We start from the raw sequence: 16,255 nt of genomic DNA, 5'->3' as shown, positions 1-16,255 counted from the left end.
ACGTCGGCCGGCCGCGCGGGCCCGCCTTCGTCCGGACGGACCGCGCTGCCCGGTCGTACGGGACCTCTTCGCGTCGTCGCTTACCATGTGCGGGTCGGCGCGCACCTCTTCGCGAGGGCGCGACCTTCTTCCCTCAGGAGTGACGCCGTGCTGCGCACCATGTTCAAGTCCAAGATCCACCGTGCCACCGTGACCGAGGCCGATCTGCACTATGTGGGTTCCGTCACCGTCGACGCCGAACTCATGGACGCCGCCGATCTGTTGCCCGGCGAGCTGGTACACATCGTCGACATCACCAACGGCTCGCGCCTGGAGACGTACGTCATCGAGGGCGAGCGCGGCTCGGGGGTGATCGGCATCAACGGCGCCGCAGCACATCTGGTGCACCCCGGAGACCTGGTGATCCTGATCAGCTACGCCCAGGTCGACGACGCGGAGGCACGGGCACTGCGGCCAGCGGTCGTGCACGTGGACGCCGGCAACCGCATCGTCGGCACGGGTGCCGATGCAGCCGAGGCGGTCCCGGGCGGGGGCGCCGTCCGCAGTCCGCATGCGGCCGCCGCCTCCCGGGCGGGCTGACCTGGGCGCGCTGACCCGGGTGGATCCGGTCTGCGCGGCGGGCGCTCCCCGGGGGTCGGGGGGTCGGTCTCCGCAGCCCCGCGTCCGATGGAGTCCGGTGACGCAGGAATATATGCGCCAGACATGTGTCCGTGTCATGCTTCGTGGATGACCAAACCCACCGCGAACTGGCTCGGCGCGCTGGCCGTGGGCGTCACGGACCTGCTGGACCAGGCGCTCAGGGAGGCCTCCGGGCTCGACCCCGCGGCCGTCGCCGCGGTACTCACCGTGCGTGCACGGCCCGGTCAGTCCGTCTCCGACCTGGCCGGGGCGCTCGCGGTGACGCACTCCGGCTGTGTACGGGTCGTCGGGCGCCTCGTCGATTCGGGGCTGCTCGTCCGCGGTCCGGGCCCCGACGGCCGTACCCGCGGGCTCGGCCTGACCGAGGCCGGCGACGAGGCGGCCCGCCGGATGCTGCATGCGCGCCGGACGGTGCTGGGGGACATCGTCGGGCGGCTGTCGGACGAGGATGCCGCCGCCCTGGAGCGAGTGCTGGAGGCCGTCCTGCCGCGGTTGCCCGGCGACCGGTCCGCGGCGCGCCGGATCTGCCGGCTGTGCGAGCACGCCGTGTGCCGCAGTCCCGACTGTGCCGTCTCGGCCGCCGTCGGGAGCGGGGATGAACGTGACTGACGAGCCGGCGGCCGGCGCCCCGTCCGTCACGGCTCAACTGACGGACTACACCCGGTACTTCAGCGATCCCGAGGGCCATGTCTGGCTGAACACCGCACACCAGGGGCCCATGCCGGAGGCCGCTGTGCGGGCGGCCTCCGAGGCAGCGCGGGAGAAGGCAAGGCCGCACCTGATTCCCGACGCCGCCTTCACCGAGCGTCCCGAGCGGCTGCGCACCCTGCTCGCGGGCTTCGTCGGAGGGCGCCCCGACGAGATCGTGCTCGGCGACAGCACCTCGCACGGCATGAACCTCATCGCCTACGGCTTCCCCTGGCGGGCGGGGGACCAGGTGCTGTGCGTCGAGGGCGACTACCCGGCCACGGTGCTGCCCTGGCTGGCGCAGCGACACAACGGGGTGGAGGTGCGATTCGTGCGACGCGGCCGGCGCGGATGGCTCGACCCCGAACAAGTGCGCCAGGCCCTCACGCCGCGTACCCGCGTGCTGGCGGTCACCTGGGTCGACTCCTTCACGGGCGCGACCGCCGACCTCGGTGCGCTGGGGGAAATCTGCCACGAGGCCGACGTCCTGCTCGTGGTGAACGGCTCGCAGGGGGTGGGCGCCCGGCCTGTCGACGTCGCCCGTACGCCCGTGGACGCGCTGGTCTCCTGCGGCTACAAGTGGATGTGCGGTCCGTACGGCACCGGCTTCGCCTGGCTCGATCCCGCGCTGACGGACCTGCTCCAGCCCCGCCGGGTCTACTGGCTCGCCCAGCAGCGCGGGCGCGACCTAGCGCACATGCGCTCGTACACGATCGAGGACATCGGGGTGCGCGCCCTGGACGTCTTCTGCCCGGCCGACTTCCTCGACACCGCGGCGTGGACGAGTTCCCTCGAACTGCTCGGCGGACTGGGCGCGCAGGCAATCCACGCCCACGGTCAACGGCTCGTGCAGCGGCTGCTGGACGGAGTGGACGGGGGCCGCTACGACGTCATCGGCCCGCGGGCACCGGAGGAACGCTCCAGCCTCGTGGTGCTCGGCTCTCGTGGCGCACCGGCGGACCGTACGGCCGCGGCGCTGTACGCCGAGGACATCCACGTCGCGGTCCGCGAAGGCAACATCAGGCTCTCGCCGCACCTCTTCAACACCTTCGAGCACATCGACCGGGCGCTCGAAGTGCTGAATTCCGCGCACGGTTGAGGCCGCTCCTCGCCGGGCAGCCTGCACGGCAGGCGAGCGCCGTGAACGGTGCGGTCGCCCCGATTGGCATGAGCCAAATGCCTTGTGGCACACTGTCCAGGTTGCTCGGTTGAGTGCCGATGCTGCGCGCCTCCCGCCGGGAGGACTGGAAGCGAGTCCCAGCGTATTCGTCGCCCCTTATCAGAGGCGGAAGTACGGGAATCTTCCGGGAAGTGCAGGAGGGGCTTCCAGCCAGGCACCCGGTGGGTCCGTACCCCCGAATCCTTTCTCTCGAGAGAAACCTCCGCGGTTCACCGCGGTCTGGGCTCATTGCGGGAAGGGATACGACACGCCCGACCGCGTGGGTCGGTGGGTCGCAGGAGGACGGCACCCATGGGTTCCAGAGCGTTTCGAGAGACAGGACTACGAAGTAGCCATGGCGGGACAGAAGATCCGCATCCGGCTCAAGGCCTACGACCACGAGGTCATCGACAACTCGGCGAAGAAGATCGTCGAGACGGTGACCCGCACTGGTGCGTCGGTCGCGGGCCCGGTGCCGCTGCCCACTGAGAAGAACGTGTACTGCGTCATCAAGTCGCCGCACAAGTACAAGGACGCGCGCGAGCACTTCGAGATGCGCACCCACAAGCGTCTGATCGACATCCTCGACCCGACGCCCAAGACCGTTGACTCGCTGATGCGCCTGGACCTCCCGGCCGGCGTCGACATCGAGATCAAGCTCTGAGGGGTGCGGGAAGAAGATGGCTAAGCAGATCAAGGGCGTCCTGGGTGAGAAGCTCGGCATGACCCAGGTCTGGGACGACAAGAACCGCGTCGTTCCCGTGACCGTCGTCAAGGCCGGGCCCAACGTCGTGACCCAGGTCCGCACCGCAGACAAGGACGGCTACGAGGCCGTCCAGATCGCCTTCGGCGAGATCGACCCGCGCAAGGTGAACAAGCCCCTCAAGGGCCACTTCGCCAAGGCCGACGTCACTCCCCGCCGTCACCTCGTCGAGCTGCGTACCTCCGACGCCGGTGAGTACAGCCCCGGCCAGGAGCTCAACGCCGACACCTTCGAGGCCGGCGGCAAGGTGGACGTGACGGGCAAGTCCAAGGGCAAGGGCTTCGCCGGCGGCATGAAGCGCCACGGATTCCGCGGCGGCAAGGCCTCGCACGGTGCGCACCGCATCCACCGCAAGCCCGGTGCCATCGGCGGCTGCGCCACGCCCGGCCGTGTCTTCAAGGGCACGCGGATGCCCGGCCGCATGGGCAACGAGCGGGTCACCACCCAGAACCTGACCGTCCATGCCGTTGACGCGGAGAAGGGCCTGCTGCTCATCAAGGGCGCGGTCCCGGGTCCGAACGGCGGCCTCGTCCTGGTCCGCACCGCGGCCAAGGGGGCCTGAGGTTAACCATGACTACCAGTACCGTTGACATCCTTTCGCCTGCGGGCAAGAAGGCCGGGACCGTCGAGCTCCCCTCGGAGATCTTCGACGTGCAGGTCAGCGTTCCGCTGATCCACCAGGTCGTCGTCGCCCAGCTGGCCGCTGCCCGCCAGGGCACGCACAAGACCAAGACCCGCGGCGAGGTCCGCGGCGGCGGCAAGAAGCCGTACCGCCAGAAGGGCACCGGCCGCGCCCGTCAGGGCTCGACGCGCGCTCCGCAGTTCGCCGGCGGTGGCATCGTGCACGGCCCCCAGCCGCGTGACTACTCGCAGCGGACGCCCAAGAAGATGAAGGCCGCCGCCCTGCGCGGTGCCCTCTCGGACCGCGCCCGCCACGACCGTGTGCACGTCGTCTCCGGCGTCGTGGAGAACGAGGTCTCCACGAAGGCCGCGAAGACGCTGCTCGGCAAGATCAGCGAGCGCAAGCACGTGCTGCTGGTCGCCGAGCGCGGCGACGAGCACGCATGGCTGTCGGCCCGCAACCTGCCCCAGGTGCACATCCTGGAGCCGGGTCAGCTGAACACGTACGACGTGCTCGTCTCCGACGACGTGGTCTTCACCAAGGCCGCCTTCGAGTCCTTCGTGGCCGGCCCGCAGAAGGCTGCCACCTCTGAGCTCGAAGGGAGCGACGCCTGATGAGCGAGGCAACAGCCGCCCAGGCCACAAGCAAGACGTTCACGGACCCCCGTGACATCTTGATCAAGCCCGTGGTCTCGGAGAAGAGCTACGCGCTGCTGGACGAGAACAAGTACACCTTCATCGTCGACCCGCGCGCCAACAAGACCCAGATCAAGCAGGCCGTCGAGGCGGTCTTCTCGGTCAAGGTCAGCGGGGTCAACACGCTCAACCGGCAGGGCAAGCGCAAGCGCACCCGCACCGGTTACGGCAAGCGCGCCGACACCAAGCGCGCCATCGTGACCCTGGTCGAGGGCGACCGAATCGACATCTTCGGCGGCCCGGTCTCCTGACGGAGGCAGGACCGTCCGATATCGGACGAGGACTGAGAAATGGGTATCCGCAAGTACAAGCCGACGACTCCGGGCCGTCGTGGCGCCAGTGTCGCCGACTTCGTCGAGGTCACGCGGTCCACGCCGGAGAAGTCACTGGTCCGCCCGCTGCACAGCAAGGGCGGCCGTAACAACGCCGGTCGTGTGACCGCTCGCCACCAGGGCGGTGGCCACAAGCGCGCCTACCGAGTGATCGACTTCCGTCGTCACGACAAGGACGGCGTGCCCGCCAAGGTCGCGCACATCGAGTACGACCCGAACCGCACCGCGCGCATCGCGCTGCTGCACTACGCCGACGGCGAGAAGCGCTACATTCTCGCGCCCGCCGGCCTCGCGCAGGGCAGCCGCGTGGAGAACGGTCCCGGGGCCGACATCAAGCCGGGCAACAACCTGGCGCTGCGCAACATCCCCGTCGGTACGACGATCCACGCCATCGAGCTGCGGCCCGGCGGCGGCGCGAAGTTCGCCCGGTCCGCCGGCGCCTCCGTGCAGCTGCTGGCGAAGGAGGGCCGCATGGCCCACCTGCGCATGCCGTCCGGTGAGATCCGCCTGGTCGACGTCCGCTGCCGCGCCACCGTCGGCGAGGTCGGCAACGCCGAGCAGTCGAACATCAACTGGGGCAAGGCCGGCCGCATGCGCTGGAAGGGCGTCCGCCCGACCGTCCGCGGTGTGGTCATGAACCCGATCGACCACCCGCACGGTGGTGGTGAGGGTCGTACCTCCGGTGGCCGCCACCCGGTTTCGCCGTGGGGTCAGAAGGAGGGGCGTACGCGCTCGCCGAAGAAGGCCAGCAACAAGTACATCGTCCGCCGCCGCAAGACGAACAAGAAGCGCTAGGAGGCGGATCAGATGCCGCGCAGTCTCAAGAAAGGGCCCTTCGTCGACGACCACCTGACCAAGAAGGTGGACGCGCAGAACGAGGCCGGCTCCAAGAACGTCATCAAGACCTGGTCCCGCCGCTCGATGATCGTCCCGGCCATGCTCGGCCACACGATCGCGGTGCATGACGGCCGTAAGCACGTCCCGGTGTTCGTCACCGAGTCGATGGTCGGCCACAAGCTCGGCGAGTTCGCGCCGACCCGCACCTTCCGCGGCCACGTCAAGGACGACCGCAAGTCGCGTCGTCGCTGATGGCGGGGTGTGAAGACCTATGACTGACACCGAAGGGACAACCATGGAAGCCAGGGCCTCCGCGCGCTATGTGCGCGTTACGCCCATGAAGGCCCGCCGGGTGGTGGACCTTGTCCGTGGCTTGCCTGCCACGGAGGCCCAGGCGGTCCTGCGCTTCGCCCCGCAGGCCGCGAGCGTGCCGGTGGGCAAGGTGCTGGACAGCGCCATCGCCAATGCCGCACACAACTACGACCACACGGACGCCGACAGCCTCGTCATCTCCGAGGCGTACGTCGACGAGGGCCCGACCCTGAAGCGGTTCCGGCCGCGCGCCCAGGGGCGTGCCTACCGGATCCGCAAACGGACGAGCCACATCACCGTGGTCGTGAGCAGCAAGGAAGGAACCCGGTAATGGGCCAGAAGGTAAACCCGCACGGGTTCCGCCTCGGCATCACCACCGACTTCAAGTCGCGCTGGTACGCCGACAAGCTCTACAAGGACTACATCAAGGAAGACGTCGCGATCCGCAAGATGCTCACGCAGGGCATGGAGCGGGCCGGCATCTCCAAGGTGGAGATCGAGCGCACCCGTGACCGCGTACGTGTGGACGTGCACACCGCACGTCCCGGCATCGTCATCGGCCGCCGCGGCGCCGAGGCCGACAGGCTCCGGGGCAACCTGGAGAAGCTGACGGGCAAGCAGATCCAGTTCAACATCCTCGAGGTCAAGAACCCCGAGACCGATGCGCAGCTGGTGGCCCAGGCCGTCGCCGAGCAGCTGTCCTCCCGCGTCTCCTTCCGTCGCGCCATGCGCAAGAGCATGCAGACGACGATGAAGGCCGGCGCGAAGGGCATCAAGATCCAGTGCGGTGGCCGTCTCGGCGGCGCCGAGATGTCCCGCTCGGAGTTCTACCGCGAGGGCCGCGTGCCCCTGCACACGCTCCGCGCGAACGTCGACTACGGCTTCTTCGAGGCCAGGACCACCTTCGGCCGCATCGGCGTGAAGGTCTGGATCTACAAGGGTGACGTCAAGAACATCGCTGAGGTCCGCGCCGAGAACGCCGCCGCCCGTGCGGGCAACCGCCCGTCCCGCGGTGGTGGCAACGAGCGCCCCCGTCGTGGTGGCGAGCGTGGCGGTCGCGGCCGCAAGCCGCAGCAGCAGAGCGCTCCCGCCGAGGCCCCCAAGGCCGAGGCTGCGGCGCCCGCCGCCGCGGCGGCAGAGCCCGGCGCTGCCGGGAAGGAGGGCTGACCGCCATGCTTATCCCGCGCAGGGTCAAGCACCGTAAGCAGCACCACCCGAAGCGCACGGGCATGGCCAAGGGTGGCACCGAAGTCTCGTTCGGTGAGTACGGCATCCAGGCCGTCACCGCCGCGTACGTGACGAACCGGCAGATCGAGGCAGCTCGTATCTCCATGACTCGTCACATCAAGCGTGGCGGCAAGGTGTGGATCAACATCTACCCGGACCGCCCGCTGACGAAGAAGCCCGCCGAGACCCGCATGGGTTCCGGCAAGGGCTCTCCGGAGTGGTGGATCGCGAACGTCAAGCCGGGCCGGGTGATGTTCGAGCTGTCCTACCCGAACGAGAAGATTGCCAAGGAGGCGCTCACCCGCGCCGCCCACAAGCTTCCGATGAAGTGCCGCATCGTTCGGCGCGAGGCAGGTGAGTCGTGATGGCGGCCGGGACGAAGGCCTCCGAGCTGCGTGAGCTGGGCGACGAGGAGCTTCTCGGCAAGCTTCGCGAGTCCAAGGAAGAGCTGTTCAACCTCCGCTTCCAGGCGGCGACCGGGCAGTTGGAGAACCACGGCCGGCTGAAGGCCGTGCGTAAGGACATCGCCCGGATCTACACCCTGATGCGTGAGCGCGAGCTGGGCATCGAGACGGTGGAGAGCGCCTGATGAGCGAGACGAATGTGACTGAGAAGGCAACCAACGAGCGCGGCTTCCGCAAGACCCGTGAGGGTCTCGTCGTCAGCGACAAGATGGACAAGACCGTCGTCGTCGCCGTCGAGGACCGCGTGAAGCACGCGCTGTACGGCAAGGTCATCCGCCGTACCAACAAGCTCAAGGCGCACGACGAGCAGAACGCCGCCGGGGTCGGCGACCGCGTACTCCTCATGGAGACCCGGCCGCTGTCCGCGACCAAGCGCTGGCGCATCGTCGAGGTTCTTGAGAAGGCGAAGTAAGCAGTTCCGCAACGGAATTGGCTTGGCAATCAGCCTGGGGACCCCCAGGACAGTTCCGCCAGGCTCGGCAGGGCACGCCCCGCGCGGGTGTGACCCTGCCGGGAACCGGCAGACGATCAGGAGATAGACGTGATCCAGCAGGAGTCCCGGCTGCGCGTCGCCGACAACACGGGTGCGAAGGAGATTCTCACCATCCGTGTGCTCGGCGGCTCGGGCCGGCGCTACGCGGGCGTCGGTGACGTCGTCGTCGCCACCGTCAAGGACGCGATCCCGGGCGGGAACGTGAAGAAGGGCGACATCGTCAAGGCCGTCATCGTGCGCACCGTCAAGGAGCGCCGCCGGCCCGACGGCTCGTACATCCGCTTCGACGAGAACGCGGCGGTCATCCTCAAGAGCGACGGGGACCCCCGCGGCACCCGCATCTTCGGCCCCGTGGGCCGGGAGCTGCGCGAGAAGAAGTTCATGAAGATCATCTCGCTCGCGCCGGAGGTGCTGTGACGATGAAGATCAAGAAGGGCGACCTGGTCCAGGTCATCACCGGCAAGGACAAGGGCAAGCAGGGCAAGGTCATCGTGGCCTACCCCCGCGAGGACCGAGTCCTGGTCGAGGGTGTCAACCGGGTGAAGAAGCACACGAAGGCCGGCCAGACCGCCCGTGGTTCGAAGACGGGCGGGATCGTGACGACCGAGGCTCCGGTCCACGTGAGCAACGTGCAGCTCGTGGTGGAGAAGGACGGCAACAAGGTCGTCACCCGCGTCGGATACCGCTTCGATGACGACGGCAACAAGATCCGCGTTGCCAAGCGGACCGGTGAGGACATCTGATGACTGCCACCACTGAAGCACCGCGCCTCAAGCAGCGCTACCGCTCCGAGATCAAGGGCAAGCTGCAGGACGAGTTCAAGTACGAGAACGTCATGCAGGTCCCCGGTCTCACCAAGATCGTGGTCAACATGGGTGTGGGCGACGCGGCCCGCGACTCCAAGTTGATGGACGGTGCCATCAAGGACCTCACCACGATCACCGGCCAGAAGCCGGCGGTGACCAAGGCCCGCAAGTCCATCGCGCAGTTCAAGCTGCGTGAGGGCATGCCGATCGGCGCGCACGTGACGCTGCGCGGCGACCGGATGTGGGAGTTCCTGGACCGCCTGCTGTCCCTCGCGCTGCCGCGCATCCGCGACTTCCGCGGTCTGTCGCAGAAGCAGTTCGACGGGCGGGGCAACTACACCTTCGGTCTCACGGAGCAGGTCATGTTCCACGAGATCGACCAGGACAAGATCGACCGGGTCCGGGGCATGGACATCACCGTGGTCACCACGGCGACCAACGACGACGAGGGCCGCTCCCTGCTTCGTCACCTCGGCTTCCCGTTCAAGGAGAACTGACATGGCGAAGAAGGCTCTGATCTCCAAGGCCGCTCGCAAGCCGAAGTTCGCTGTCCGCGCGTACACGCGCTGCCAGCGCTGCGGCCGTCCGCACTCCGTCTACCGCAAGTTCGGCCTGTGCCGCGTGTGCCTTCGCCAGATGGCGCACCGTGGCGAGCTGCCGGGCGTGACCAAGAGCTCCTGGTAACCCGTCGCTCGCCCTTCATCGGGAGGGCGAGCGGATACGGGCCAGCCAGGGCTCTCGGTAAGTGCATCAAGGCCGGACGGGTGTCCGTCGCACACCGCTGAGGTCGTGCGGCCGGCCGCCCGCCGTCCGTGACCGTCTTACTACGCCGTAGGTCCCCGCACCCCACCTGTCCTGTCCTTGCACAGGGAGAAGGAGGGCGCATACAGGAAACCCCGGCGAGAGAGGCCGAAGGCCATCACATGACAATGACCGATCCGATCGCGGACATGCTGACGCGTCTGCGGAACGCGAACTCGGCGTACCACGACTCCGTCGCGATGCCGCACAGCAAGATCAAGTCGCACATCGCGGAGATCCTCCAGCAGGAGGGCTACATCACCGGCTGGAGGACCGAGGAGGCCCACGTCGGCAAGAGCCTCGTGCTCGAGCTGAAGTTCGGGCCCAACCGCGAGCGCTCGATCGCCGGCATCAAGCGGATCTCGAAGCCGGGCCTGCGGGTCTACGCAAAGTCCACCGGTCTGCCGAAGGTGCTGGGCGGCCTGGGAGTGGCGATCATCTCCACCTCCCACGGGCTCCTCACCGGTCAGCAGGCGCAGAAGAAGGGCGTGGGCGGGGAAGTCCTCGCCTACGTCTGGTAACGGAAGGGAACGGAGGTAAAGCAATGTCGCGTATCGGCAAGCTCCCCATCCAGGTTCCCGCCGGTGTGGACGTCACCATCGATGGCCAGGCGGTCGCCGTGAAGGGCCCCAAGGGTTCCCTCGCGCACACCGTTGCCGCGCCCATCGAGATCGTGAAGGGCGAGGACGGCGCACTGGTCGTCTCCCGTCCGAACGACGAGAGCCGGAACAGGGCCCTGCACGGTCTGTCCCGCACGCTGGTGGCGAACATGATCACTGGCGTGACCAACGGATTCAGCAAGGACCTCGAGATCAGCGGCGTGGGTTACCGCGTCCAGGCGAAGGGCTCCAACCTGGAGTTCTCGCTGGGCTACAGCCACCCGATCCTGGTCGAGGCGCCGGAAGGCATCTCGTTCAAGGTCGAGTCGCCGACCAAGTTCTCGGTCGAGGGCATCGACAAGCAGAAGGTCGGCGAGGTCGCCGCCAACATCCGCAAGCTCCGCCGCCCGGACCCGTACAAGGCCAAGGGCGTGAAGTACGCGGGCGAGACCATCCGCCGCAAGGTCGGAAAGGCTGGTAAGTAAGCCATGGCATACGGCGTGAAGATCGCTAAGGGCGACGCCTACAAGCGCGCCGCCGCCAAGCGCCGTCACATCCGCATCCGCAAGAAGGTCTCGGGCACACCCGCCCGTCCCCGCCTTGTGGTGACGCGTTCGAACCGCCACATGGTCGCCCAGATCGTGGACGACCTGGCGGGCCACACCGTGGCTTCGGCGTCGTCTCTCGACTCGTCGATCCGCGGTGGTGACGGTGACAAGAGCGTGCAGGCCAAGCAGGTGGGCGCACTCGTCGCCGAGCGTGCGAAGGCCGCGGGCGTGGAGACCGTCGTGTTCGACCGCGGCGGAAACAAGTACGCAGGGCGGATTGCCGCTCTGGCTGACGCCGCCCGTGAAGCCGGGCTCAAGTTCTGAGCCGGTTCCAACGCTGAGCGGATAAAGGAGAGAGGTAATTCCAATGGCTGGACCCCAGCGCCGCGGTGGCGGCGCCGGTGGCGGCGAGCGTCGGGACCGCAAGGGCCGGGACGGCGGCGCCGCCGCCGAGAAGACCGCGTACGTTGAGCGCGTCGTCGCGATCAACCGCGTGGCAAAGGTCGTGAAGGGTGGTCGTCGCTTCAGCTTCACCGCGCTTGTCGTGGTGGGCGACGGTGACGGCACCGTGGGTGTCGGATACGGCAAGGCCAAGGAGGTGCCGGCCGCCATCGCCAAGGGTGTGGAGGAGGCCAAGAAGCACTTCTTCAAGGTCCCCCGCATCCAGGGCACCATTCCGCACCCCATCCAGGGTGAGGAAGCCGCGGGTGTCGTGCTCCTCAAGCCGGCTTCGCCCGGTACCGGTGTGATCGCCGGTGGCCCGGTGCGTGCCGTGCTGGAGTGCGCGGGCATCCACGACGTGCTCAGCAAGTCGCTCGGCTCCGCGAACCCGATCAACATCGTGCACGCCACGCGTGCGGCTCTGCAGGGCCTTCAGCGCCCCGAGGAGATTGCCGCCCGCCGTGGCCTGCCGCTGGAGGACGTGGCCCCTGCGGCTCTGCTGCGGGCCCGTGCCGGGGTGAGTGCGTAATGGCTCGCCTGAAGATCACGCAGACCCGTTCCGTCATCGGGACGAAGCAGAACCACCGGGACACGCTGCGGACGCTCGGCCTGAAGAGGGTCCGCGATGTGTCCGTACGCGAGGACCGTCCCGAGGTGCGCGGCATGGTGCACTCCGTGCGGCACCTGATCACGGTCGAGGAGGTCGACTGAGATGGCGGAGAACAAACCGCTGAAGGTCCACAACCTCCGGCCGGCTCCGGGCGCCAAGACCGCCAAGACCCGAGTGGGTCGTGGTGAGGCGTCGAAGGGCAAGACGGCCGGACGTGGCACCAAGGGCACCAAGGCCCGTTACCAGGTTCCGGAGAACTTCGAGGGCGGGCAGATGCCGCTGCACATGCGGCTGCCCAAGCTGAGGGGCTTCCGTAACCCAGCCCACAAGCAGTTCCAGGTCGTGAACCTGGAGAAGCTTGCCGAGCTGTACCCCAAGGGCGGCGAGGTCACGGTGGCCGATCTGGTCGCCAAGGGCGCGGTTCGCAAGAACGAGCTCGTCAAGGTGCTCGGCTCCGGCGACATCTCCGTGGCGCTGACGGTGACCGTCAACAAGGTCTCCGGTTCCGCCAAAGAGAAGATCACCGGTGCCGGCGGCACTGTCAATGAGCTCGGCTGAGTTCGCCGACTGACTGGCCGGGGACGTCCCAACGGGGCGTCCCCGGTCCGTCGTTCCACGGCAGGCACCGTCGCCGGTAAGGTGGCGGGCACTGTTGGTATCTGTCGACCCCAAGACCGTCACCTCTCGCGCGAGACGCGGGGGGCGCAGGAGGCACCGTGCTCACCGCGTTCGCCCGGGCGTTTCAGACGCCCGACCTGCGAAAGAAGCTGTTGTTCACGCTCGGTATCGTGGTGCTCTTCCGGTTGGGGCAGCACGTTCCGGCGCCGGGTGTCAGCTTTGAGAACGTCAACCAGTGCGTGAACGAGGCCAAGGGGGACCAGGGCCTCCTCGGGTTGGTCAATATGTTCAGCGGTGGCGCACTGCTGCAGTTGACCATCCTCGCGCTGGGGATCATGCCGTACATCACAGCGAGCATCATTCTTCAGCTGCTCGTCGTGGTCATTCCCCGGCTGGAGGCGCTGAAGAAGGAAGGTCAGGCCGGGCAGGCCAAGATCACGCAGTACACGCGTTATCTCACGGTCGCGCTCTCGATTCTTCAGGCGACGGGCCTCGTCGCCACCGCACGCAGTGGCACCCTCTTCCCGCAGTGCCAGGTGCGGGACCAGATCATCCCGGACCAGTCGATCTTCGTCACCGTCACGATGGTGATCTGCATGACCGCGGGCAGCGCGCTCATCATGTGGCTCGGCGAGCTGATCACGGACCGTGGCATCGGCAACGGTATGTCCATGCTGATGTTCATCTCGATCGCCGCCGGCTTCCCCGGCGCGCTGTGGGCCATCAAGAAGCAGGGCAAACTGGCCGACGGCTGGATCGAGTTCGGCACGGTGATCATCTGCGGCCTCGTGATGGTGGGCCTCGTCGTCCTGGTCGAGCAGGCTCAGCGCCGTATCCCCGTGCAGTACGCGAAGAGGATGATCGGGCGCCGCAGTTACGGCGGTACGTCCACCTACATTCCGCTGAAGGTCAATCAGGCGGGTGTGATTCCCGTCATCTTCGCGTCGTCGCTGCTCTACATTCCGGCGCTGATCGTTCAGTTCAGCCAATCGCAGGCCGGCTGGGCGCAGTGGATCCAGGACCACTTCGTGACGGGCGACCACCCGCTCTACATCGCCACGTACTTCGTGCTGATCGTCTTCTTCGCGTTCTTCTACGTCGCGATCTCCTTCAACCCCGAAGAAGTGGCCGACAACATGAAGAAGTATGGTGGCTTCATCCCGGGCATCCGGGCAGGTCGGCCCACCGCGGAGTACCTGGCTTATGTGCTGAACCGCATCACATGGCCGGGGTCTCTGTACCTCGGGCTGATCGCTCTGGTGCCGACCGTCGCGCTGATCGCGTTCGGTGCCAATCAGAATCAACAGCAGAGCTTCCCGTTCGGCGGGACGAGCATTCTGATCATCGTGGGCGTCGGGCTCGAGACCGTGAAGCAGATCGAGAGCCAGCTTCAGCAGCGCAATTACGAAGGGTTCCTCCGCTGATGCGTATCGTCCTCGTCGGACCGCCTGGCGCGGGTAAGGGAACGCAGGCCGCGTTCCTCGCCGAGAACCTGTCGATTCCGCACATCTCTACGGGTGACATCTTCCGCGCGAACATCAGCCAGGGCACTCCGCTCGGGCAGCAGGCCCAGGAGTACATGCGTGCGGGTCAGCTCGTACCCGACGAGGTCACGATCGGTATGGCGAAGGACAGGATGGCCGAGGCCGATGCGGCCTCGGGCTTCCTGCTGGACGGCTTCCCCCGCAACATCGCGCAGGCGGAGGCGCTGGACGGCGTTCTCGAGGAGCGGAGCCAGAAGCTCGACGCCGTGCTGGACCTGGAGGTCCCGGAGGAAGAGGTCGTGAAGCGGATCGCGGGCCGCCGCATCTGCCGCAGCGACAGCAGTCACGTCTTCCACGCGCAGTACAGCCCGCCGAAGCAGGACGGGGTGTGCGACGCGTGCGGCGGCGAGCTGTACCAGCGCGACGACGACCGCGAGGAGACCGTCCGCAAGCGGCTGGCCGTCTATCACAGCGAGACCGAGCCGATCATCGACCACTACAAGCGTCAGGACCTCGTCACGACGATCTCGGCGCTGGGTGAGGTGAGCGAGGTCACCGAGCGGGCGATGCAGGCCCTCGAGGCCGCGAGGGACTCCGTGCCCGACTGACGGTACGAAGCGATCCGTCACCGGCTTCGCCTTGCGGTCGCGGTGCCCGTCAGGGGCCGCGACCGCACGCATATACGGCACACTGAGTGAAGCGGGGGCGGCAGCTCGCTCCCGTGCGAGCCCCCCGGCCCGCGTCAGCCCTGTTCAGGACATCGAAGCCCCGTACGACTTCAAAGCCCCTGCACGACTTCAATGGAAAGGCACCGCCGCATGGTGGAGATCAAGACCCCGGAGCAGATCGCGAAGATGCGCGAGGCGGGCCTGGTCGTCGCGGCGATGCACGACGCGTGCAGGGCGGCGGCCGTGCCTGGGGCCAGCACCAAGGACCTGGACGAGGTCGCCGCCAAGGTGCTCGCCGATCACGGCGCCAAGCCCAACTTCCTCGGCTACGGCGGCTTTCCGGGCAACATCTGCACCTCCGTGAACGACATCGTCGTGCACGGCATCCCGGACGGGGCCACCGTCCTCAAGGAGGGCGACCTGCTCTCCATCGACGCCGGCGCCATCATCGACGGCTGGCACGGCGATGCCGCCATCACCGTCTTCGTGGGCGAAGGACACTCGGCCGAGCTGCACGAGCTGAGCCGGGTCACCGAGGAGTCCATGTGGGCGGGTATCGCCGCCGTACGCAAGGGCAACCGGCTCGTGGACGTCTCCAGGTCGATCGAGGGGTACATCCGGCGGCAGCCGCGCCCCGCCTCCGGCTCGTACGGCATCGTCGAGGACTACGGCGGGCACGGCATCGGCTCCCAGATGCACATGGACCCGCACCTGCTGAACTACGTGGACCGCCGGCGCGGGCGCGGACCGAAGCTGGTGCCCGGCCTGTGCCTCGCCATCGAGCCGATGGTGACGATGGGGACCCCCAAGACGCACGTGCTCTCGGACGACTGGACGGTCAAGACCAACGACGGCACCTGGTCGAGCCACTGGGAGCACTCGGTGGCCCTGACCGAAGCGGGCCCGCTCGTGCTGACCGCGCCCGACGGAGGCAAGGCGAAGCTTGCCGAGCTGGGGATCACGGCCGCCCCCGACCCGCTCGCCTGACCTCGTCCTGAAGCCGTCCCCGCACGGCTCCGGCACGTACGCCGACGCCGCTCCCGGAGGGCGTGCGCGGAGCGGACTTGACCGTGCCGCGCATGATGATCTTGATAGCCGGGGAGGCTAGCCGAATTCGTCTTTGCGGGGCGGGTGCCGTAGACTGGCTCGTCGGTCCCGGGGTATCGGTATGCCCGGGGTCACCCCAGGTAGCCGATCCCGGAAGGTGAAGCGCTAGAGCATGGCCAAAAAACAAGGGGCCATCGAGATCGAGGGCACGGTCGTCGAATCTCTGCCGAATGCGATGTTCAAGGTGGAGCTTCAGAACGGGCACCAGGTTCTCGCGCACATCAGCGGCAAGATGCGGATGCACTACATCCGTATCCTTCCCGACGACCGGGTCGTGGTGGAGCTCTCTCCCTACGACCTGACCCGCGGGCGGATCGTCTACCGCTACAAGTAGCTCGACAGA

The 16,255-nt window shown here is 67.7% G+C and carries 28 protein-coding genes; all 28 read left to right on the top strand.

The features are described 5' to 3' along the window. The first annotated feature begins 147 nt into the window (after positions 1–147). The 28 genes from panD (at position 148) to infA (ending at position 16,246) form a co-directional block, all read left to right on the top strand. Positions 148–579, top strand: coding sequence for an aspartate 1-decarboxylase (gene panD, locus ACSMXX_RS11910; RefSeq protein ID WP_473183998.1), 432 nt, complete (start codon positions 148–150; stop codon positions 577–579). Positions 580–726: 147 nt separating this feature from the next. Beyond that, entirely contained in the window at positions 727–1,248 is a 522-nt protein-coding gene (locus ACSMXX_RS11905; RefSeq protein ID WP_473183997.1) for a MarR family winged helix-turn-helix transcriptional regulator, read from the top strand. Next, positions 1,235–2,425, top strand: coding sequence for an aminotransferase class V-fold PLP-dependent enzyme (locus ACSMXX_RS11900; protein ID WP_473183996.1), 1,191 nt, complete (start codon positions 1,235–1,237; stop codon positions 2,423–2,425). The genes ACSMXX_RS11905 and ACSMXX_RS11900 overlap by 14 nt, the downstream gene beginning before the upstream one ends. Before the next feature lie 415 nt (positions 2,426–2,840). Continuing rightward, positions 2,841–3,149, top strand: a complete 309-nt coding sequence (gene rpsJ, locus ACSMXX_RS11895) for a 30S ribosomal protein S10 (RefSeq protein ID WP_016909683.1) — start codon at positions 2,841–2,843, stop codon at positions 3,147–3,149. A 16-nt stretch (positions 3,150–3,165) separates the two neighbouring features. Further along, a complete protein-coding gene (gene rplC / locus ACSMXX_RS11890) occupies positions 3,166–3,810 on the top strand; it encodes a 50S ribosomal protein L3 (RefSeq protein ID WP_473183995.1) in 645 nt (214 codons plus the stop codon). Between the two features lie 8 nt (positions 3,811–3,818). After that, positions 3,819–4,484 (top strand): 50S ribosomal protein L4, encoded by a 666-nt coding sequence (gene rplD, locus ACSMXX_RS11885; RefSeq protein ID WP_473183994.1) that lies wholly within the window; start codon positions 3,819–3,821, stop codon positions 4,482–4,484. Further along, positions 4,484–4,816, top strand: a complete 333-nt coding sequence (gene rplW, locus ACSMXX_RS11880) for a 50S ribosomal protein L23 (protein WP_473183993.1) — start codon at positions 4,484–4,486, stop codon at positions 4,814–4,816. Before rplD ends, rplW begins: the two co-directional genes overlap by 1 nt. 39 nt (positions 4,817–4,855) lie before the next feature. Then, positions 4,856–5,692 (top strand): 50S ribosomal protein L2, encoded by an 837-nt coding sequence (gene rplB, locus ACSMXX_RS11875; RefSeq protein ID WP_070008918.1) that lies wholly within the window; start codon positions 4,856–4,858, stop codon positions 5,690–5,692. A gap of 12 nt (positions 5,693–5,704) precedes the next feature. Further along, on the top strand, positions 5,705–5,986 hold the full coding sequence (gene rpsS, locus ACSMXX_RS11870) for a 30S ribosomal protein S19 (protein WP_028433864.1): 282 nt from the start codon (positions 5,705–5,707) through the stop codon (positions 5,984–5,986). Between the two features lie 43 nt (positions 5,987–6,029). Continuing rightward, positions 6,030–6,377: a 50S ribosomal protein L22 gene (rplV, locus tag ACSMXX_RS11865; protein WP_028433865.1), complete on the top strand. Its 348-nt coding sequence runs from the start codon at positions 6,030–6,032 to the stop codon at positions 6,375–6,377. Beyond that, positions 6,377–7,213: a 30S ribosomal protein S3 gene (gene rpsC, locus ACSMXX_RS11860; protein WP_473183992.1), complete on the top strand. Its 837-nt coding sequence runs from the start codon at positions 6,377–6,379 to the stop codon at positions 7,211–7,213. The genes rplV and rpsC overlap by 1 nt, the downstream gene beginning before the upstream one ends. 5 nt (positions 7,214–7,218) lie before the next feature. Continuing rightward, positions 7,219–7,638, top strand: coding sequence for a 50S ribosomal protein L16 (rplP, locus tag ACSMXX_RS11855; protein ID WP_070008921.1), 420 nt, complete (start codon positions 7,219–7,221; stop codon positions 7,636–7,638). Then, positions 7,638–7,862 carry a 50S ribosomal protein L29 gene (rpmC, locus tag ACSMXX_RS11850; RefSeq protein WP_028433254.1) on the top strand — a complete coding sequence of 75 codons (225 nt, stop codon included), beginning with the start codon at positions 7,638–7,640 and terminating at the stop codon, positions 7,860–7,862. The genes rplP and rpmC overlap by 1 nt, the downstream gene beginning before the upstream one ends. After that, positions 7,862–8,149, top strand: a complete 288-nt coding sequence (rpsQ, locus tag ACSMXX_RS11845) for a 30S ribosomal protein S17 (protein ID WP_473183991.1) — start codon at positions 7,862–7,864, stop codon at positions 8,147–8,149. The genes rpmC and rpsQ overlap by 1 nt, the downstream gene beginning before the upstream one ends. 129 nt (positions 8,150–8,278) lie before the next feature. After that, complete coding sequence (gene rplN / locus ACSMXX_RS11840) at positions 8,279–8,647, top strand: 50S ribosomal protein L14 (protein ID WP_473183990.1); 369 nt, start codon at positions 8,279–8,281, stop codon at positions 8,645–8,647. Positions 8,648–8,649: 2 nt separating this feature from the next. Further along, complete coding sequence (rplX, locus tag ACSMXX_RS11835) at positions 8,650–8,973, top strand: 50S ribosomal protein L24 (RefSeq protein ID WP_070008924.1); 324 nt, start codon at positions 8,650–8,652, stop codon at positions 8,971–8,973. Continuing rightward, complete coding sequence (rplE, locus tag ACSMXX_RS11830) at positions 8,973–9,533, top strand: 50S ribosomal protein L5 (protein WP_070008925.1); 561 nt, start codon at positions 8,973–8,975, stop codon at positions 9,531–9,533. The genes rplX and rplE overlap by 1 nt, the downstream gene beginning before the upstream one ends. Before the next feature lies 1 nt (position 9,534). After that, positions 9,535–9,720, top strand: a complete 186-nt coding sequence (locus ACSMXX_RS11825) for a type Z 30S ribosomal protein S14 (RefSeq protein ID WP_070008926.1) — start codon at positions 9,535–9,537, stop codon at positions 9,718–9,720. A 239-nt stretch (positions 9,721–9,959) separates the two neighbouring features. After that, on the top strand, positions 9,960–10,358 hold the full coding sequence (rpsH, locus tag ACSMXX_RS11820; RefSeq protein ID WP_473183989.1) for a 30S ribosomal protein S8: 399 nt from the start codon (positions 9,960–9,962) through the stop codon (positions 10,356–10,358). Between the two features lie 23 nt (positions 10,359–10,381). Beyond that, a complete protein-coding gene (gene rplF / locus ACSMXX_RS11815) occupies positions 10,382–10,921 on the top strand; it encodes a 50S ribosomal protein L6 (protein WP_473183988.1) in 540 nt (179 codons plus the stop codon). Between the two features lie 3 nt (positions 10,922–10,924). Then, entirely contained in the window at positions 10,925–11,308 is a 384-nt protein-coding gene (gene rplR, locus ACSMXX_RS11810; RefSeq protein ID WP_473183987.1) for a 50S ribosomal protein L18, read from the top strand. A 43-nt stretch (positions 11,309–11,351) separates the two neighbouring features. Then, on the top strand, positions 11,352–11,954 hold the full coding sequence (gene rpsE, locus ACSMXX_RS11805; protein WP_028433263.1) for a 30S ribosomal protein S5: 603 nt from the start codon (positions 11,352–11,354) through the stop codon (positions 11,952–11,954). Then, the gene (gene rpmD, locus ACSMXX_RS11800) at positions 11,954–12,136 is read left to right on the top strand and encodes a 50S ribosomal protein L30 (RefSeq protein ID WP_473183986.1); all 183 of its coding nucleotides are present in this window, start codon (positions 11,954–11,956) and stop codon (positions 12,134–12,136) included. Before rpsE ends, rpmD begins: the two co-directional genes overlap by 1 nt. Position 12,137: 1 nt before the next feature. Beyond that, a complete protein-coding gene (rplO, locus tag ACSMXX_RS11795) occupies positions 12,138–12,593 on the top strand; it encodes a 50S ribosomal protein L15 (protein WP_473183985.1) in 456 nt (151 codons plus the stop codon). Between the two features lie 158 nt (positions 12,594–12,751). Beyond that, on the top strand, positions 12,752–14,077 hold the full coding sequence (secY, locus tag ACSMXX_RS11790; protein WP_473183984.1) for a preprotein translocase subunit SecY: 1,326 nt from the start codon (positions 12,752–12,754) through the stop codon (positions 14,075–14,077). Then, positions 14,077–14,745 carry an adenylate kinase gene (locus ACSMXX_RS11785; RefSeq protein ID WP_473183983.1) on the top strand — a complete coding sequence of 223 codons (669 nt, stop codon included), beginning with the start codon at positions 14,077–14,079 and terminating at the stop codon, positions 14,743–14,745. Before secY ends, ACSMXX_RS11785 begins: the two co-directional genes overlap by 1 nt. Positions 14,746–14,955: 210 nt before the next feature. Then, a complete protein-coding gene (gene map / locus ACSMXX_RS11780) occupies positions 14,956–15,792 on the top strand; it encodes a type I methionyl aminopeptidase (protein WP_473183982.1) in 837 nt (278 codons plus the stop codon). Between the two features lie 232 nt (positions 15,793–16,024). Further along, positions 16,025–16,246, top strand: coding sequence for a translation initiation factor IF-1 (infA, locus tag ACSMXX_RS11775; protein ID WP_003948620.1), 222 nt, complete (start codon positions 16,025–16,027; stop codon positions 16,244–16,246). Positions 16,247–16,255 lie beyond the last annotated feature (9 nt).

Source organism: Streptomyces sp. DSM 116795, from assembly GCF_055792905.1.
Note: the sequence above shows the minus strand (reverse complement) of the source record. Positions and strands in the feature narration are given on the sequence as shown.

What these genes read in the sequence shown, in the direction of transcription:
- ACSMXX_RS11905 (WP_473183997.1), top strand. Translation starts at nt 727, where the DNA reads ATGACCAAACCCACCGCGAACTGGCTCGGCGCGCTGGCCGTGGGCGTC.
- ACSMXX_RS11900 (WP_473183996.1), top strand. Translation starts at nt 1,235, where the DNA reads ATGAACGTGACTGACGAGCCGGCGGCCGGCGCCCCGTCCGTCACGGCT.
- rpsJ (WP_016909683.1), top strand. Translation starts at nt 2,841, where the DNA reads ATGGCGGGACAGAAGATCCGCATCCGGCTCAAGGCCTACGACCACGAG.
- rplC (WP_473183995.1), top strand. Translation starts at nt 3,166, where the DNA reads ATGGCTAAGCAGATCAAGGGCGTCCTGGGTGAGAAGCTCGGCATGACC.
- rplD (WP_473183994.1), top strand. Translation starts at nt 3,819, where the DNA reads ATGACTACCAGTACCGTTGACATCCTTTCGCCTGCGGGCAAGAAGGCC.
- rplW (WP_473183993.1), top strand. Translation starts at nt 4,484, where the DNA reads ATGAGCGAGGCAACAGCCGCCCAGGCCACAAGCAAGACGTTCACGGAC.
- rplB (WP_070008918.1), top strand. Translation starts at nt 4,856, where the DNA reads ATGGGTATCCGCAAGTACAAGCCGACGACTCCGGGCCGTCGTGGCGCC.
- rpsS (WP_028433864.1), top strand. Translation starts at nt 5,705, where the DNA reads ATGCCGCGCAGTCTCAAGAAAGGGCCCTTCGTCGACGACCACCTGACC.
- rplV (WP_028433865.1), top strand. Translation starts at nt 6,030, where the DNA reads ATGGAAGCCAGGGCCTCCGCGCGCTATGTGCGCGTTACGCCCATGAAG.
- rpsC (WP_473183992.1), top strand. Translation starts at nt 6,377, where the DNA reads ATGGGCCAGAAGGTAAACCCGCACGGGTTCCGCCTCGGCATCACCACC.
- rplP (WP_070008921.1), top strand. Translation starts at nt 7,219, where the DNA reads ATGCTTATCCCGCGCAGGGTCAAGCACCGTAAGCAGCACCACCCGAAG.
- rpmC (WP_028433254.1), top strand. Translation starts at nt 7,638, where the DNA reads ATGGCGGCCGGGACGAAGGCCTCCGAGCTGCGTGAGCTGGGCGACGAG.
- rpsQ (WP_473183991.1), top strand. Translation starts at nt 7,862, where the DNA reads ATGAGCGAGACGAATGTGACTGAGAAGGCAACCAACGAGCGCGGCTTC.
- rplX (WP_070008924.1), top strand. Translation starts at nt 8,650, where the DNA reads ATGAAGATCAAGAAGGGCGACCTGGTCCAGGTCATCACCGGCAAGGAC.
- rplE (WP_070008925.1), top strand. Translation starts at nt 8,973, where the DNA reads ATGACTGCCACCACTGAAGCACCGCGCCTCAAGCAGCGCTACCGCTCC.
- ACSMXX_RS11825 (WP_070008926.1), top strand. Translation starts at nt 9,535, where the DNA reads ATGGCGAAGAAGGCTCTGATCTCCAAGGCCGCTCGCAAGCCGAAGTTC.
- rpsH (WP_473183989.1), top strand. Translation starts at nt 9,960, where the DNA reads ATGACAATGACCGATCCGATCGCGGACATGCTGACGCGTCTGCGGAAC.
- rplF (WP_473183988.1), top strand. Translation starts at nt 10,382, where the DNA reads ATGTCGCGTATCGGCAAGCTCCCCATCCAGGTTCCCGCCGGTGTGGAC.
- rplR (WP_473183987.1), top strand. Translation starts at nt 10,925, where the DNA reads ATGGCATACGGCGTGAAGATCGCTAAGGGCGACGCCTACAAGCGCGCC.
- rpsE (WP_028433263.1), top strand. Translation starts at nt 11,352, where the DNA reads ATGGCTGGACCCCAGCGCCGCGGTGGCGGCGCCGGTGGCGGCGAGCGT.
- rpmD (WP_473183986.1), top strand. Translation starts at nt 11,954, where the DNA reads ATGGCTCGCCTGAAGATCACGCAGACCCGTTCCGTCATCGGGACGAAG.
- rplO (WP_473183985.1), top strand. Translation starts at nt 12,138, where the DNA reads ATGGCGGAGAACAAACCGCTGAAGGTCCACAACCTCCGGCCGGCTCCG.
- ACSMXX_RS11785 (WP_473183983.1), top strand. Translation starts at nt 14,077, where the DNA reads ATGCGTATCGTCCTCGTCGGACCGCCTGGCGCGGGTAAGGGAACGCAG.
- map (WP_473183982.1), top strand. Translation starts at nt 14,956, where the DNA reads ATGGTGGAGATCAAGACCCCGGAGCAGATCGCGAAGATGCGCGAGGCG.
- infA (WP_003948620.1), top strand. Translation starts at nt 16,025, where the DNA reads ATGGCCAAAAAACAAGGGGCCATCGAGATCGAGGGCACGGTCGTCGAA.